Consider the following 14863-nt stretch of genomic DNA (forward strand, 5'->3'; position numbering starts at 1 on the left):
ATGTAATTCAATAACGTTTTCTGTTTGAACCACGGATTCGCTCGGATTTATTGGATTTCACGGATTTTGTAGACGGCTATTTATAATGCCGGTTTAAAAATCAGTGCGGAATTTAACAGTAAGTAAAAAGAAAGCCTGCTTCGCGACGCGGCCCTGGCTCAGATGGCCAGGGGACGCAGCTTGCCGAATTCCAGGTCGGCAATCACGGCGGCCAGCTCGGTTTCCTTGCCTTCGAGCCCGTAGCGGTGCAAATCCTTCAGCGGCCGGTCGGCCCGGAAGTAGGCGATGAGCACGAAAGCTTCGTCCCGCAGTTGGATGTAATCCGGGATTTTGGCCTTGCCTTTTACTTTGATGATGTACATTTTCTTGAATTAGGAATGAAGAATGAAGAATGAGGAATTCATGAAAAGCTAATTCATAATTCCTCATTCTTCATTCCTAATTAAGCGTTAAGAATTAACGCGTTTGTGGTCGGCGAGGAACGTGGCGAGGCCTTTGTCGGTGAGCGGGTGGTTGAGCAGGCCGGTGATGACGCTGAGCGGGCAGGTCACCACGTCGGCGCCAATCTCGGCGCACTGAATCAGGTGCGGCACGTGGCGCACCGAGGCGGCCAGTACTTCGGTAGGGTAGCCGTAGTTGCTGAAAATCTGCACAATCTGCTCCACCAGCCTGCAGGCCGTCGTGGCCGATATCGTCGAGGCGGCCCACGAAGGGCGACACGTAGGTTGCGCCCGCTTTGGCCGCGAGCAGGGCCTGGCCCGCCGTGAAAATCAGGGTGCAGTTGGTTTTGATGCCTTTTTCCGAGAAGTACTTGATGGCCTTCACGCCGTCCTTCGTCATTGGCACTTTCACCACGATGTTGGGGTGGAGCTCGGCCAGTTCTTCGCCCTCGCGCACCATGCCGGCAAAGTCGATGGCAATTACTTCGGCCGACACGTCGCCATCCACCAGGCTCGCAAATCTGACGATAGTGCGACATCACGTTATCGACGCCGCGGATGCCTTCTTTGGCCATCAGCGAAGGGTTGGTGGTCACGCCGTCGAGCACGCCCAGCTCAACGGCTTCGCGGATGTCGTTGAGGTTGGCGGTGTCAATGAAGAACTTCATTGGAAAGGGGGTTCTGGTTTCTGGTTACTCGTTTCCGGTTGCTCATTTTGGTCAGGGTCCGTTGCTGCCATTTGGTGCTGCCAAAAGGACCCTGACCAGAAACAAGCAACCAGAAACAAAAAGGTCGGCCCCAAAGCTACTCATTGAGCCGCTAAATGCGGTAAAGAGCAGCTCCGGGGCCGACACGAAAGGGCAAAAAAGCAAGCCAAAATCGCACCGCTACAACCACTTACCCTTGCTACCTTCCGGTCCTGGGGGAGTTCAGCGGGAGCTGGTCGTTCTGACTTGCCGATGCAAAGGTAATGCACAGACCACGGATTAGCGCAGATTTTTGCGGATTTCACGGATTTTGTAGCCGAATGGCAGCCTTCGGAAGGAACAGGAAATTGGTACTGAGGCGATTTAATGTGGAAAACGATTTGGCCGCTGCTCCGGAATCTTAGTTGCTAAAGCTCATCGGGGCGGGGTCGCGCCGTCCACAAAATCCGTGAAATCCGCAAGAATCCGCGCTAATCCGTGGTTAGCTTTGCACCATGGAACGACTTATCATTCTGGATTTCGGCTCGCAATACACGCAATTGATAGCCCGGCGCATCCGCGAGCTGCACGTGTTTTGCGAAATTCACCCCTACACCCACGCCCCGAACCTCGTTCTGACCGACGATATTCGGGGCGTTATTCTTTCTGGCTCGCCGTGTTCGGTGCGCGACGAAGATGCGCCCAACCCCGACCTGAGCCACTTGCTGGGCCACGTGCCCGTGCTGGCCGTGTGCTACGGCGCGCAGCTGTTGGCCCAGCAGGGCGGCGGCGAGGTAATGCCCGCCACCATTCGGGAGTACGGCCGCGCCCGCCTGGCCACCCTCGACGCCGCCTCGCCGCTGCTGGCGGGCGTGCACGCCGGCTCGCAGGTGTGGATGTCGCACGGCGACACCATTCAGACCCTGCCCGCGGGCTATAACATCATCGCCAGCACACCCGAGGTGGCCGTGGCAGCCTTCGCCATCGAGGGCCAGGACACCTACGGTATCCAGTTTCACCCCGAGGTAACGCACTCCACCGACGGCAAGCAGCTGCTGCACAACTTCGTGGTCGGCATCTGCCAGTGTAGCCAAAGCTGGACGCCCGACCACTTCGTGGACTCGACCGTCTTGGCCCTGCAGCACACCATCGGCCCCGACGACCAGGTGATTCTGGGCCTGTCCGGCGGCGTCGATTCGAGCGTGGCGGCGCTGCTGCTGCACCGCGCCATCGGCCCGCGCCTGCACGGCATCTTTGTCGACAACGGCCTGCTGCGCAAGGACGAGTTTGCCACGGTGCTCAAGGCCTACGAAGGCCTCGGCCTGAACGTGACCGGCGTGCGGGCCGCCCCCGAATTTTACGCCGCGCTGGCGGGCCTCACCGACCCCGAAGCCAAGCGCAAGGCCATTGGCCGCACCTTTATTGAGGTGTTCGACCGCGAGTCGCACAAAGTGGAAGGCGCTACGTGGCTGGCGCAAGGCACCATTTACCCCGATGTGATTGAGTCGGTATCGGTGAAGGGCCCGGCCGTGACCATCAAAAGCCACCATAACGTAGGCGGCCTGCCCGACGACATGAACCTAAAGGTGGTGGAGCCGCTGCGCATGCTTTTCAAAGACGAAGTGCGCGAAGTGGGCGCCGCCCTGGGCCTGCCCGCCGAAATCCTCAACCGCCACCCGTTCCCCGGCCCCGGCCTTGGCATCCGCATCCTTGGCGACATCACCCCCGAAAAAGTGGACTTGTTGCAACGCGCCGACGGCGTGTTCATTAGCCTCCTGAAAGAGCACGGCCTCTACGAACACGTGTGGCAGGCGGGTGCCATGCTGCTGCCCGTGCAAAGTGTGGGCGTAATGGGCGACGAGCGCACCTACGAGCGAGTGGTAGCCCTGCGCGCCGTAACCAGCATCGACGGCATGACCGCCGACTGGGCCCACTTGCCCTACGATTTCCTGGCCGAGGTGAGCAACAAAATCATCAGCCAGGTGCGGGGGATTAACCGCGTGGTGTATGACATTTCCTCCAAGCCGCCGGCGACGATTGAGTGGGAATAGGGATTTTGCCTTGCTGAATAAGAAATAAAAAGAACGTCATGCTGAGCGAAGTCGAAGCATCTCTAGTGCAATACTAAAATTGATTAGTGGCGCGGTAGAGATGCTTCGACTTCGCTCAGCATGACGTTCTAGATTTTAGAAACTTTATAAAAAAGCATCAAATGCGGTGGCATTGCCTGCAACACATGCCCGAAGAAGGCGCCGGCCACGCCGCCGAATGGCTGGCGGCGCACGGCCATTTCCTGAGCTATACCTATTTATTTAAGCCGAATCCGGTATTCCCGGCGCTGAGCGAGTTTGATGGGTTGCTGATTCTGGGCGGGGCCATGAGTGTGCACGATGAAGAAGCGTGCCCGTGGCTCGTGCCCGAAAAGGCTTTTATAAAGGAGGTGTTGCGGGCGGGCAAGGTCACCCTGGCTATCTGCCTGGGGGCCCAATTGGTGGCCCAGGAGCTGGTGCAGAGGTGCGCCCTAACCACGACCCCGAGATGGGATTCTGGACGGTGCGCTTCTCAGCTAAGGCGCTGGAGCATCCGTTGTTGCAGGGTTGGCCCGAGAAGGCGGCCGTGCTGCATTGGCACGTCGATACGTTTACGGTGCCGCCGGGCGCCATCCGCGTGGGCATGTCGGCGGGATGCGCCACGCAGGGCTTTGTGTGGGGCGACGGCATCATTGGCTTGCAGTTTCACCCCGAGTTCACGGTAGAGATGGTGGAGAAGCTCATGGAGATCGAAGGCCACGAAACAGCCGAAGAGCAGGAGTTTGTGCAGACCGCCGAGCAGATTCGCGCCAAGCTAAAATCGGTGTGGAAGGGCCGCAAGCTGCTCGAGTCGCTGCTGGCGAATATGGTGGCGCTCCACGAGGGGGAAGTGTTGCCCTATTAAAACGCAGCCCCAGCGGGGCGACATATTGGTAGTGAAAGGCGGTTTATAAAAGGCTTAAGCCCCAGCGGGGCGACACTCGTTGCAACGAGTGTCGCCCCGCTGGGGCTTTTTTGGCAGTAAATAGATGCTTTCTACCAATATGCCGCCCCACTGGGGCTACGTTTTAGCGACTGCTTATGTATGTGACAACGCATGACGCTCGCTCTTTTGGAGTACAACTCCGAAAGTGCATTGGGCAGCTAGGGTTACCCAAGTGGTTGTAGCAGAATGAAGGAAGATGTCGATTGAAGCGCAGTACTATTCCCTTCCGATAGCGGCTCTGGCAGGGTTTGCGCTATGCATTTACCTGGCTTACCGCTTGGCTAAAGTCAAAGGCCTGAGATTAGCTACACGCTTGATGCTTTGGCTGGTGTGGTTGCTGATGAGCGGCGGGCTACTGTTAGGACTCGTAGTGGTACTACCGTTTCTATTTTTTGTCAATCATCCTATGGATCCAGCGCCTGGGAAATAAAAATCAGAATCCTTTCGGCAGCTCAATTCCTTTGATGGTCTTGTACAAGCTCAGGGCGTTTTGGTCAGTCATGCCGGCCACGAAATCGGTGAGGAGCAGAATCTTCTCGTAGTCGCATACCCCCGCCTGGTGGCCTTCGGCGCGGAACTGCTCGGGGAGCAACAGCAGCAACTTGCGGCTGCGGTGGCCCTGGCTCTGGTCGAACACGGCGCACAGGAAAGCATCGAGCAGCCCACCGAGTACTTCGAATCCCGCCGCTTCAATCTCCAGCACCGGGCGGCTGCGGTAAAGCTTCTCGATGCTCAGGCGCTGCACTTCCTGCAAGTCAGCCCAGCAGCCGAGCTCTTTGATAAGGGGCTGGTCGTATTCGCCGCGGAGGATGGCAGAGGCGTGCTGGGCAAACAGGCCCGCGACCTCGGCCACTAGCTTGCCGATGAGGCGGGCGCGGATGTAGCCCAATTCCTCGCGCCAGTCGTGCCACTGCACGCTGCCTACGCGGCCGGCCGGGTCGTTGAGCATTTTCTTGAGCAAGCCCAGACCGGTTTGCGGCTCAATCAGGCCTAGCTTCAGGCCATCCTCGAAGTCGATAATGCGGTAGCACAGGTCGTCGGCCGCTTCCACCAGAAAGGCCAGAGGGTGGCGGTGCGTGAAGCCCAGCGCGGGGTCGCCTTTCGAAAGCAAACCCAATTCGGCCGCGACGTGCTGGAACCGGGGGCTCTCGGTTTGGAAGTGGCCGTACTTCTTTTCGGAAGCTCCGCCCAGCCTGGCCGCGGCGGGCACCACGCTGGGTTTGGGGTACTTAGTGAAGGCGCCGAGCGTAGCATACGTGAGGCCCAGGCCAGCGGTGCCGGTGCTGTGGGCCGCGTAGGTGTGCGTGAGGATGCGGAAGCCGGCGGCGTTGCCTTCAAAATGCTGCAGGTCGGCTACTTGGGCTGGGGTGAGCTTGTCGAGGTAGGGAGCAGCCGCGTGGCTGGCAAAGTAGCTGCTGATGGCGTCTTCGCCTGAGTGGCCGAAGGGCGGGTTGCCGATGTCGTGGGCCAGGCAGGCGGCGGCCACGATGTCGCCGCAGTCCTGGTCGAGGTTGGGCTGTGATTGGGCCAGGGCGGCATCATTTTCCAGCAGCTGTCGGGCAGCGAGGCGGCCCAGCGAGCGGCCCACCACGGCAGTTTCGAGCGAGTGCGTGAGGCGGGTGTGCACGAAGTCGGTTTCGGGCAGGGGCATCACTTGCGTTTTGCGCTGCAGGCGCCGGAACGCGGAACTGAACACCACCCGGTCGTAGTCCTGCACAAAGGCTCCCCGGACGGGCGCGGCGCTGGGCGGGGGCAACTGCTGGTCGGGGAAGCGGCGCTGCGAAAGCAAACGCGGCCACTGCATGGGCTTCATCAATGAGTGAAGGAGTGAACGAGTGATTGGGCGAAGGAGCGAAGAGGTAAACGAGGAGGACTGAGAACAAGCCCTGAAGTCCTCACCCATTCGCTAATTCACTCATTCACTCATTGGTTATTGAGCTAACTTTTTGTCCAGGAGCTGGAATGGGTTGGCCTGGTTGAGGTTCAGCACGAAGCGGACGCGGTTGAACAAGTCCCGGCCGCTGTTGGGCAGGCCGCTTTCGTACTGCGACCCCGCCACGGGCAGGTACAGCTCAAAGAAGTTGCGGACGAGCGGTAGCACCAGGCCCGCGTCGTAATACAGGCGCTGCGACGAGCCGCTTTCGAGCAGATTGCGCTCGGCGGTGGCCCCAAAATCGGCGAATACGGCCAGGTTGGTGACGGGCAAATCGGCCTGCAGGTTGAGGGTGCTGAGCCACTTGCTGCTGCTGGCAGGCACGTAGGCTTTGAAGGCACCGTCGCGGTTGTCGGTCTGGTGCACCTGGGCGGTGAAGGTGTTGGAAATCTGCTGGCGGTCGAGGAAAGCGGTTTGGCGGCGGTAGTCTGGGCTGCCGCTCAGGCCCATCACGAAGGCGTTGTTGGCGGATTGGGTCAGGAAGCGCCCGCCAAACAGGCGCGCACTCACGCGTTTTTTAGGCGAGTAAAACCGCTCGTAGGTGGCATTGGCGCGCAGCAGCAGGGCCGACCCAGTCAGCGCGTCGCCCTCGGGTAGTTTATCGAGCTGGTTGAGCTCAACGTTGGCGCCCCAGGTTTGCAGCGCATTGCCGCCGCGCACGCCGTATTCGGCAGTGAGAATGTTGGTGAGGCCCCGGTCCTGGTCTTCGACGGAGGTGAGCGCGACTTTTACCTGCTGCTGGGGAGCGTCGTAGGCCGAGTGCGGCAGCACCACGGTGATGCTGGGCTCCAGCTTGAGGTAGCGCTCGAAGCGCTGCAGGGTGAGGCTGGTCACTACCTGGCGGCTGCCCTTGGCCGGTAGTACGTTCAGGTTGAGCGTGGCGATGCCGTTGAGCTCGTTCCGGCTGAAGCTGTACATGGGCATGGCCAGGTACTGCAGCTTTTGGGCGCCAGCAGGCCGTTGTAGAACGCGGCCCCGAGCATGAATTTGTCGGAGGTATTGGCCCCGATTACCGGCATCCAGTTGATGGCGGACCGGTCCCAGCGCTCCACGCTGGCCAGTGGCTGCACGCGCACGGGCTCCCAGCGGCGGAAGTTGCCGTCGCCGAGCGCCAGCCGGTCGTCGCGGCGGTTGAGCTGGGGCGTGAGGTATTCGGCGTCGACCACCACGGCGGCCACGTTTTCCTTGCGGAAGTTGAGCTGGCTTTCGGCATCGTCTTCGGGGTTGCCGAAGGGCGGGGTCCAGAGGGTTTGCAGCACCTTGCCCTGAGCGTCCACCGTCGACACTGGCACGGGCCAGAGCACCGGCGAGTCGGTGCGCACCAGCACCTTCACCTGGTCGCCGATTGTCTGAGTGGCAAAGATGTCCGCATTGTATTCGCGGGTGTTGGTGAGCATCTCGCGGAAAAACCAGTCGAGCTTTTGGCCGGTGCTTTCCTCAAACACGGCCTCCATGTCTTCGGGGTAGGGGTGCCGGAACTGCCACTTGGTGTAGTAGGCCCGCATGGCGTCGTCGAATTTCTCCTGCCCCAGGTAGCCGGCCAGGTACCTGAGCAGCGCGGCCGTTTTGTAGTACACTATCACCCCGTAGTTGCCCTTGCCATATTGGCCCGCTGTGGGGCCCTGCACCGGCTGGTCGAGCCCGCGGCTGGCCATCACCTGGTACGGCAGCTGGTTGAGGGCGCTGGCGGGCAGGTTCTCCAGGCCCAGGGCCGAAACGGCCTGCTTGCTCTTAGCCAGGTCTTTGAGCAGGCCGGCGTTGGGGTTTTCGCGGCCTTCCACCCGCAGCTGCTCGTAGGTGTTCACGCCCTCGTCCATCCAGGGAAGTCCCGCTCGTTGCTGCCCAGGATGCCATAAAACCAGTTGTGGCCCACCTCGTGCACAATGGCGTCGGGCTGGGTCACGGTCACCATGGGGTACTCCATGCCGGAGCCGGCGCTCAGGGCGCCATCCACGGCGGTGGCAGCGGTGTACGGGTATTCGCCCACCCATTGCGAGTAGTAGGTGAGGGCATCGTTGACTTCCTGCAGGCCTTTTATCCACCGCTCCGCATTCTTATTGGTAAACAACACCCACGAGGTCACGCTCCGGCCCGAAGGCAGCGTGACGGCGCCCTTGAGCACGTTGAAGCGTTTGTCGGCAAACCAGGCGAAGTCGTGCACCCGGTCCTGCTTGTAGCGCAGGGTTTTGGTAACGACATCAGACTTTGGAAAGGCCAGGTCTTTGCCGAAGTCCTTGGCCGTCTTTTTAAGCGCTGTAGCCGCGGCCAGGGCATCCATGCGCGCAATTTCGTCGGGGTTCTGGAGCTCGCCGGTGGCGCCCACGGTATAGTTGGCCGGCAGCGTGATGGTCACGTCAAACGAGCCAAATTCGGAGTAGAACTCGCCCTGGTCGAGGTAGGGCATGGGGTGCCAGCCGCGTCGGTCGTACACCGCGGGCTTGGGATACCACTGCGTAATCTGGTAGCTCTGGCCCACGTGGCCCAGGCGCGAAAACGAAGCCGGCAGCTTCACCCGAAACGGCGTGCTGATGGTGGCGCTGGCCCCCGGCGCCAGCCGCTGCGGCAGCACCAGCTTGGCAATGTCGGGGTTTTTGGGGTCGAACTCCAGCTTGGCCGCCTGCCCGTTTACCTTGAAGTCGAGCCCGTCGATAAAGCCTCGCTCCGCCGCTTTAGCGAACTGAAAACGGCGCTTGCCGTTGCGCAGCTCCTGCCTGGCAAAGGCCGTGGTATTGTCGCGGTAGGCATTGGGCCACAGGTGGAACCAGATGAACGACAGGGCCGCCGGCGAGTTGTTGGTATAAGTCAGCTCCTCGCGCCCGGTGAGCTGGTGGGCCTTGTCATCGAGGGCCACGTCGATGGCATAATTGACTTGCTGCTGGAAGTAGGCGGCCGTGGTGGCGCGGGCAGGTTTGGCGGGTTGAGCCACGGCCAGGCCGGGCAGCAGGGCCAGAAGCCCGAGGAGAATATGTTGGGTCATGCCAGGGTAGAAACGGCGAGCGAGTCCGCACTTGCGGACAAGCGAAAGTAGCAGGTGCGAGCCAGGCTCTCGCCGAAAAGGGATTTTATTCTATATATGATGCAGCTCCTGCAGCTATGCCAGGGGCTCCTCGTGCGGGCGGCCCAGCAGCCGCACCGTGCTGTAGCCCACCAGCAGAAATACGCCAAACACCAGCGTCACCCCCAGGCCCGCGGGTACGAAAATGGATGGAGCACCCGGTTCAGAATGTCGTAGAACAGCGTGAGGGGGTTGGCCAGCACGTCCCAGGAATTAAAGCGCAGGAAGCGGCCCAGGTAAATGCCGAAGCTGCCCAGCAGCAGCGCCACTGCCGCAAACACCCAGCTCACCCACACGCCCAGCCGCAGCTCCACCAGCCGCTGCATGTCGGCCAGGGAGGCATAGGCCAGCATCAGGCCGTTCCAGGCGCAGCTCAGAATCAGGGCCAGGTCGTACCAGAGCGGCGCGCCGGGGCGGGGCTCCAGGTGAAAAAGGTCGGTGAGCAGGTAGGGCGCGTTGGGGAAGAACAGCAGCCAGGCCGCGCCCACCGGCACCAGCATCCGGGCCCGCAGCGGCCCCGGGCCAGGCCCAGCATGGTGCTCAGGGCGTAGGGAATCAGGGCCAGAAACAAGTTCCAAATCAAAAATAGGAACAGCAGGCGGCCCGTCATCAGCACGCGGCCGGCAATGAGCAAGATGCTCAGCGTGAGTGAAGTGCCCAGCACAAACACCAGCGTAAGCCGGGCGCGGGACAGGGGCAGGCTGGAAGGAGACAACACGGCAAACAGCAAGGTTAAGTGAGGGAAGATAACGCGCCGCGCAATGGCCAGCGTATAAGCTGGACCCAGGCGGGCACGGGGCCGCAGCATTTGTGGCTAATTTTGCTCCGCTTTCCACAAGGGCAAGCTAATTTCTGGTTCGATGACCTTTTCTCCTACGCTGCGGCGGCCGCTTGGGTGGCTAGCGACCAGCTTGCTGCTCGCCGGCCCGGTGCTGGCCCAAACGCCCGCCAAGCCGCGCCCCGCCACTGCCCCGGCTCAGGCCCAAAGCCCCGACGCCCGCTACCGCAGCGGTAAAGCCCAGCTCGACCAGGGCAACTACCAGGCGGCGCTCAAAACGCTGGAACCCCTGGCTAGGCCCGCTGCCCGCTTTGCCCGCGCCGCCGATGCAGCCTACTTGAGTGCCGTGGCCGCCGCCCGCCTCAAGGACTGGGCCGAAGCCGAGCAGCTGCTCAATCTGCTCCGGACCGAGTACCCCACGTACCCCAACCTGCCCGACGTGCTGTTCTTACAGGGCCAGGTTTCGTTCGAGCAGGGCGACTACGACACCGCCCTGAAAACCCTGAGCCAGCTGCCTGATGCCCGCCTCACCCCAGAGCGCGAGGTGATGAAGGCCACCTACCTGCCGCGCATCTCGGACCGCAGCACGTGGCTGCGGCTGCTGCGTCGCTACCCGGACGACGCGACCCTGGGCCGCCTCTACGCCGACCGCCTCGTGTATGGCCGCGCCTACACCGACGCCGACCGGCCCCGGCTCGAGGAGCTCATCGGCAAGTTTAAGCTCGACCGCGCCCGCTACACCCCGCAGCCCCGCGCCCTCAAGAAAAGCAGCTACAACGTGGGCGTGCTGCTGCCCTTCGAGCCTGAACGACCCCAGCTGGCAAAAGCAGCGCAAGCTGCAGTTCGTAACCGACCTTTACGCCGGCCTGCGCCTAGCCCAGGACAGCCTGCAGCGCGCCGGCCGCACCCTCCAGCTCTTCGCCTACGACACCGGCGCCGACACCCTGACCCTGAAGCAGGTACTGGCTCAACCCGAGCTGGCTAGCATGGATTTGCTGATTGGGCCGGTGTATAAATCCGGCGCCCGGCTGCTGGCCCGCTACGCCCGCGACCACCAGATAGTGTGCGTCAATCCCCTGTCGCAGGACGGCGATTTGGTAGTGGACAACCCCTGGCACTACCTCTTCGGGCCCAGGCTCGGCTACGCAGGGCCGGGTGGCCGCGCAGTTTGCGCTCGGCACTTTCGGGACTGGCCGGCCCGGTATTCTGTTGCAGGAAGAAAGCAAGGACAACACCGATTTCGCCAATGCTTATAAGTCCACCTACGAAGCGGAAGGCGGCAAAATCAGCGTATTGCGGCGCTTCAAGGCCGATACCGATGAAAACGTAAGCGCCGCGTTTGCGGGCCTTGCGCTTTCGGCCAGCAGCCATGTTGTTGTTGCGTCGGAAAACCGCCGGGTGGGCCCCCTCGCCGTGAAGGTGCTGCAGCAGCAGCCCGCCGCTACCCGCCCCGCGCTGCTGGCCCCGGGCTCCTGGCTCGATAACCCCAAGCTGAGCGTGTCGCAGCTGGGCGCGCCCGGCATGTACTTTGTGCACCCCGAGTACTACGACGAGCAGGCGCCCGGCTTCCGGCGGTTCCGGCAGCTGTACCTGCAGCAGCAGCGCATTCCCCCGTCGGTGTATGCCAACCAGGGCTTCGAAATGCTGTTGTACTTTGGCTCGGCACTGTTCCAGTATGGCCCCGCGTTCCAGGCCAGCCTGGCCAGCGCGCCGGCCGTGCCCGGAGCCATTTTCGAGAGCCAGAGCTACGCCGGTGGTGCACACGACAACCAGGTAGTACCCATCGTCAAGCTCACCAATCTGGAGCTGCAAGTGCTGCGCTAGGAGCGCCCTGGCAAAAGACCGGTCAGGCGAGTTAAGGGGCATCACGTCCGCGCTGTCTGTCATGCTGAGCTTGCGAAGCATCTTATCGCCGCGGAACGAGTCGTCCGGACGTGAGAAGATGCTTCCTTCGTCAGCATGACAGATGGCGTGAGTTAAGTTGTCTCTTGCTCAACCCAATTTCTAACTACTCAATCCCGATTACTCCGTTTTTCTATGCTCAACCTCACCACTTCCACCACCCTGTTCGACCGCGCCAAAACCCTGATTCCGGGCGGCGTCAATTCGCCGGTGCGGGCCTTCCGCTCGGTGGGCGGCTCGCCGGTTTTCATGCAAAGTGCTCAGGGCGCCTGGCTGACCGACGTAGACGGTAATCGGTACGTGGACTTCATCAATTCCTGGGGCCCAATGATTTTGGGGCATGCACCGCAAGTGGTGCTTGATGCCGTAACCCAGGCTTTGCCCAACTCGCTGAGCTTCGGCGCGCCCACCCAGCGCGAAGTTGAAATGGCCGAGCTGATTCGCAAAATGGTGCCCAGCATCGAAAAAGTACGGCTCGTAAATTCCGGCACGGAAGCCTGCATGTCGGCCATTCGGGTGGCCCGCGGCTACACCGGTCGCGCCAAAATCATCAAGTTTGAGGGCTGCTACCACGGCCACGGCGACGCCTTCCTGATTGCCGCCGGCAGCGGCGCCCTCACCGCCGGCGAGCCCGACTCGGCCGGCGTAACCCGCGGCGTAGCCCAGGACACCCTCACCGCGCCCTACAACGACCTGCCCGCCGTCGAAGCCCTCATCGCCGCCAACCCCGGCCAAATAGCCGCCCTCATCCTGGAGCCCGTGGTCGGCAACATGGGCTTGGTCGCGCCCGCCGCAGGCTTCCTGCAGGCCCTGCGCGCCCTGTGCACCGAGCACGGCATCGTCCTGATTTTTGACGAGGTGATGACCGGCTTCCGCCTCGCCCCGGGCGGTGCTCAGGAGCTGTATGGCATCAAAGCCGACCTCACCACGCTAGGCAAAATCATTGGCGGCGGCTTGCCCGTGGGCGCCTATGGCGGCCGCGAAGACATCATGAACTGCGTGGCCCCCGCCGGCAAAGTGTACCAGGCCGGTACGCTCTCGGGCAACCCCATGGCCACCGCGGCCGGCATGGCTCAACTTCGCTACCTGCACGAGCACCCCGAGCTCTACCGCGACCTCGAGGCCAGCAGCGCCCGCCTTGCCGATGGCACCCGCCAGATTGCCGCCGAGCCTGGGCCTGAACTACACCGTGAACCGCGTCGGCTCCATGTTCAGCCTGTTTTTCACCAGTGCGCCGGTGAACAACCTGGAAGACGCCAAGCTGTGCGACACTGCCGCCTTCGGCCGCTACTTCCACGCCATGCTGAACCGGGGCATCTACCTGGCGCCCTCGCAGTTCGAAGCCCTGTTTGTGTCCGTGGCCATCACCGATGAGCTGGTGGAGAAGTACCTCACGGCCTGCCGCGAATCGTTGGTAGAAGCCCACAGCGCAAAGTAGCGCGAAGTTTAAAAGTGAGTTTCGCGAAAATGGGCATGGGTTAGCGCACGCGTGCCTACCGAGACAGATGCAGTTTGCGAAACTTTCTTTTTAAACTTCGCGAAACCTTGCGCTATACCTTTGCTCCATGGTAAAACCGTTTCTTTTCGTTCTGCTATTGCTGCTGGGCCAGCTGGCCCACGCCCAAACGCCCGCCGAAGCCAACAAGCGCCTCTTCGATAAGACCATCGACGAGCTGAACTTCCGGACAATGGAGACGGTGTACGACAAGTCGTTTACCCGTGGCAAGTTTCCCATCACGCTGCGCACTGCGGCCGCCCGCCGCAGCTTCGATGAGTTTGGTAATAACGCCGCACTCAAGCAGCTGTTTATGAACTATAACGGCATTGCCGAGCGGTACAAAAACCGCTACGGCAACGGCCCGAACACCCTGGCCGAGTTCGAAAAACAGCTCAAGTCGGTGCTGCTCGACAAGAACTTCGAGTTCTTCATTCACAACCTGCCGCGCGACGAGCGGGTGGCCCTCATTCGGGCCGAGCAGCGCCTCATTCAGCAGGCCACGGCGCAATTCAACGCGTCCGGTGCCCCCGAAGAGGTGGCCGCCGTGCCGCCCGCCGACGTGGATGCCCAGGCCGAAGCGCCCGTTACGGCCCCGCTCACCACACACGACGACGATGCAACGTCCGCTTCAGGCGACGAGCGGCCACTGACTTCCCAGTCCACTGAAGCCGGCCCTGCGCCGCGCCACGACTGGCTCGACTACTTCACCCTGCTGCTGAGCCTGACCAGCGTGCTGATGCTGCTCTATCTCATCACCACGGTGCTGCCCGGGTTGAGCCGGCGCATCAACAACCTTTCGGCCGAGCCGGAGCCCGAACCCGAGCCGCGCAGCCTCGTGAGCCGGCTGCGGCCTACCCGCTCGCAGGGCCTGCGCGAAGACCGGTACGACGAGGACGAAGACGACTACGAGCGCGCCGACCCGTCCCGCCACGACGACGACTAACCCCAGCGTTTGCACCCGCGGAGGAGCGCAGCCTTCCATATTCAGCCCAACTTATTCTAATGATATTAACCGACCAGCAAATTCTTGCGGAAATAGAAAAAGGCACCATCATCATCGAGCCGTACGACCGCAGCTGCCTGGGTACCAATTCCTACGACGTCCACCTCGGGAAATACCTTTCCACCTACCGCGACGCGGTGCTGGACGCCCGCAAGCACAACGAAATCGACACCTTTGAAATTCCTGAAAACGAGGGGTTTGTCCTGCAGCCCGGCACGCTCTACCTGGGCGTGACTCAGGAGTATACCGAAACGCACGCCACCGTGCCCTTCCTGGAAGGCAAGAGCAGCGTGGGCCGCCTCGGCATCGACATCCACGCCACGGCGGGCAAGGGCGACGTGGGCTTCTGCAACCATTGGACCCTGGAAATCAGCGTGTCGATGCCGGTGCGGGTGTACCGCCACATGCCCATCGGCCAGCTGATTTACTTCATGGTGCAGGGCGACGTGGCCACCATGTACAACCGCAAGCAGAGCGCTAAATACAACGACCGGACGGATAAACCGGTGGAGTCGATGATGTGGAAAAACAAGTGGTAGCCTGAGCTGCGGCA

The 14863-nt window shown here is 61.6% G+C and carries 13 protein-coding genes, 1 other RNA gene and 3 pseudogenes; 8 read left to right on the plus strand and 9 right to left on the minus strand.

Annotated elements, in window-relative coordinates; translation table 11 throughout:
• Positions 1–158: 158 nt before the first annotated feature.
• From ACFQT0_RS14475 to ffs, 3 genes and pseudogenes are all read right to left on the minus strand, one after another.
• Positions 159–362: a fructose-6-phosphate aldolase gene (locus tag ACFQT0_RS14475; RefSeq protein ID WP_380203758.1), complete on the minus strand. Its 204-nt coding sequence runs from the start codon at positions 360–362 to the stop codon at positions 159–161.
• Between the two features lie 87 nt (positions 363–449).
• Positions 450–1108: pseudogene (gene fsa, locus ACFQT0_RS14480) on the minus strand (fructose-6-phosphate aldolase).
• Between the two features lie 195 nt (positions 1109–1303).
• Positions 1304–1399, minus strand: an RNA gene (gene ffs, locus ACFQT0_RS14485) — signal recognition particle sRNA small type.
• A 242-nt stretch (positions 1400–1641) separates the two neighbouring features.
• Between ffs and guaA the strand changes: the two genes are divergently transcribed.
• Together guaA and ACFQT0_RS14495 are read left to right on the plus strand one after the other, a co-directional pair.
• The gene (gene guaA / locus ACFQT0_RS14490) at positions 1642–3177 is read left to right on the plus strand and encodes a glutamine-hydrolyzing GMP synthase (RefSeq protein WP_380203760.1); all 1536 of its coding nucleotides are present in this window, start codon (positions 1642–1644) and stop codon (positions 3175–3177) included.
• A 326-nt stretch (positions 3178–3503) separates the two neighbouring features.
• Positions 3504–4060: pseudogene (locus tag ACFQT0_RS14495) on the plus strand (type 1 glutamine amidotransferase).
• A gap of 514 nt (positions 4061–4574) precedes the next feature.
• Here the strand turns inward: ACFQT0_RS14495 and dgt are convergent.
• The 6 genes from dgt to ACFQT0_RS14525 all read right to left on the minus strand — a co-directional run bounded on the left by dgt (position 4575) and on the right by ACFQT0_RS14525 (position 9844).
• Positions 4575–5954 (minus strand): dGTP triphosphohydrolase, encoded by a 1380-nt coding sequence (dgt, locus tag ACFQT0_RS14500; protein ID WP_380203762.1) that lies wholly within the window; start codon positions 5952–5954, stop codon positions 4575–4577.
• Between the two features lie 117 nt (positions 5955–6071).
• Entirely contained in the window at positions 6072–6998 is a 927-nt protein-coding gene (locus ACFQT0_RS14505; protein ID WP_380203764.1) for a hypothetical protein, read from the minus strand.
• The gene (locus tag ACFQT0_RS14510; protein WP_380203766.1) at positions 6941–7891 is read right to left on the minus strand and encodes a M1 family aminopeptidase; all 951 of its coding nucleotides are present in this window, start codon (positions 7889–7891) and stop codon (positions 6941–6943) included. The genes ACFQT0_RS14505 and ACFQT0_RS14510 overlap by 58 nt, the downstream gene beginning before the upstream one ends.
• Positions 7876–9051, minus strand: a complete 1176-nt coding sequence (locus tag ACFQT0_RS14515) for a M1 family metallopeptidase (protein ID WP_380203768.1) — start codon at positions 9049–9051, stop codon at positions 7876–7878. The genes ACFQT0_RS14510 and ACFQT0_RS14515 overlap by 16 nt, the downstream gene beginning before the upstream one ends.
• A gap of 197 nt (positions 9052–9248) precedes the next feature.
• Complete coding sequence (locus ACFQT0_RS14520) at positions 9249–9623, minus strand: DUF1361 domain-containing protein (RefSeq protein ID WP_380206028.1); 375 nt, start codon at positions 9621–9623, stop codon at positions 9249–9251.
• Complete coding sequence (locus tag ACFQT0_RS14525; RefSeq protein ID WP_380203770.1) at positions 9509–9844, minus strand: hypothetical protein; 336 nt, start codon at positions 9842–9844, stop codon at positions 9509–9511. Before ACFQT0_RS14525 ends, ACFQT0_RS14520 begins: the two co-directional genes overlap by 115 nt.
• Before the next feature lie 145 nt (positions 9845–9989).
• Between ACFQT0_RS14525 and ACFQT0_RS14530 the strand changes: the two genes are divergently transcribed.
• From ACFQT0_RS14530 to dcd, 6 genes and pseudogenes are all read left to right on the plus strand, one after another.
• A complete protein-coding gene (locus ACFQT0_RS14530; protein WP_380203772.1) occupies positions 9990–10892 on the plus strand; it encodes a tetratricopeptide repeat protein in 903 nt (300 codons plus the stop codon).
• Between the two features lies 1 nt (position 10893).
• Positions 10894–11163 (plus strand): hypothetical protein, encoded by a 270-nt coding sequence (locus ACFQT0_RS14535; protein ID WP_380203774.1) that lies wholly within the window; start codon positions 10894–10896, stop codon positions 11161–11163.
• Positions 11117–11731: a hypothetical protein gene (locus tag ACFQT0_RS14540; protein WP_380203776.1), complete on the plus strand. Its 615-nt coding sequence runs from the start codon at positions 11117–11119 to the stop codon at positions 11729–11731. The genes ACFQT0_RS14535 and ACFQT0_RS14540 overlap by 47 nt, the downstream gene beginning before the upstream one ends.
• Positions 11732–11944: 213 nt before the next feature.
• Positions 11945–13247: pseudogene (gene hemL / locus ACFQT0_RS14545) on the plus strand (glutamate-1-semialdehyde 2,1-aminomutase).
• Between the two features lie 127 nt (positions 13248–13374).
• Entirely contained in the window at positions 13375–14250 is an 876-nt protein-coding gene (locus tag ACFQT0_RS14550; protein WP_380203778.1) for a hypothetical protein, read from the plus strand.
• Between the two features lie 59 nt (positions 14251–14309).
• On the plus strand, positions 14310–14849 hold the full coding sequence (gene dcd, locus ACFQT0_RS14555) for a dCTP deaminase (RefSeq protein WP_380203780.1): 540 nt from the start codon (positions 14310–14312) through the stop codon (positions 14847–14849).
• Positions 14850–14863: the final 14 nt, after the last annotated feature.

It is taken from the genome of Hymenobacter humi (genome assembly GCF_042665855.1).
GTDB classification, from domain to species: domain Bacteria; phylum Bacteroidota; class Bacteroidia; order Cytophagales; family Hymenobacteraceae; genus Hymenobacter; species Hymenobacter humi.

Bases quoted from the DNA above. Each gene is read 5' to 3' on its own strand.
- ACFQT0_RS14515 (WP_380203768.1), bottom strand. From the start codon at position 9,051: ATGACCCAACATATTCTCCTCGGGCTTCTGGCCCTGCTGCCCGGCCTG.
- ACFQT0_RS14535 (WP_380203774.1), top strand. From the start codon at position 10,894: ATGGATTTGCTGATTGGGCCGGTGTATAAATCCGGCGCCCGGCTGCTG.
- ACFQT0_RS14475 (WP_380203758.1), bottom strand. From the start codon at position 362: ATGTACATCATCAAAGTAAAAGGCAAGGCCAAAATCCCGGATTACATC.
- ACFQT0_RS14550 (WP_380203778.1), top strand. From the start codon at position 13,375: ATGGTAAAACCGTTTCTTTTCGTTCTGCTATTGCTGCTGGGCCAGCTG.
- ACFQT0_RS14505 (WP_380203764.1), bottom strand. From the start codon at position 6,998: ATGCCCATGTACAGCTTCAGCCGGAACGAGCTCAACGGCATCGCCACG.
- guaA (WP_380203760.1), top strand. From the start codon at position 1,642: ATGGAACGACTTATCATTCTGGATTTCGGCTCGCAATACACGCAATTG.
- dgt (WP_380203762.1), bottom strand. From the start codon at position 5,954: ATGAAGCCCATGCAGTGGCCGCGTTTGCTTTCGCAGCGCCGCTTCCCC.
- ACFQT0_RS14510 (WP_380203766.1), bottom strand. From the start codon at position 7,891: ATGGACGAGGGCGTGAACACCTACGAGCAGCTGCGGGTGGAAGGCCGC.
- dcd (WP_380203780.1), top strand. From the start codon at position 14,310: ATGATATTAACCGACCAGCAAATTCTTGCGGAAATAGAAAAAGGCACC.
- ACFQT0_RS14530 (WP_380203772.1), top strand. From the start codon at position 9,990: ATGACCTTTTCTCCTACGCTGCGGCGGCCGCTTGGGTGGCTAGCGACC.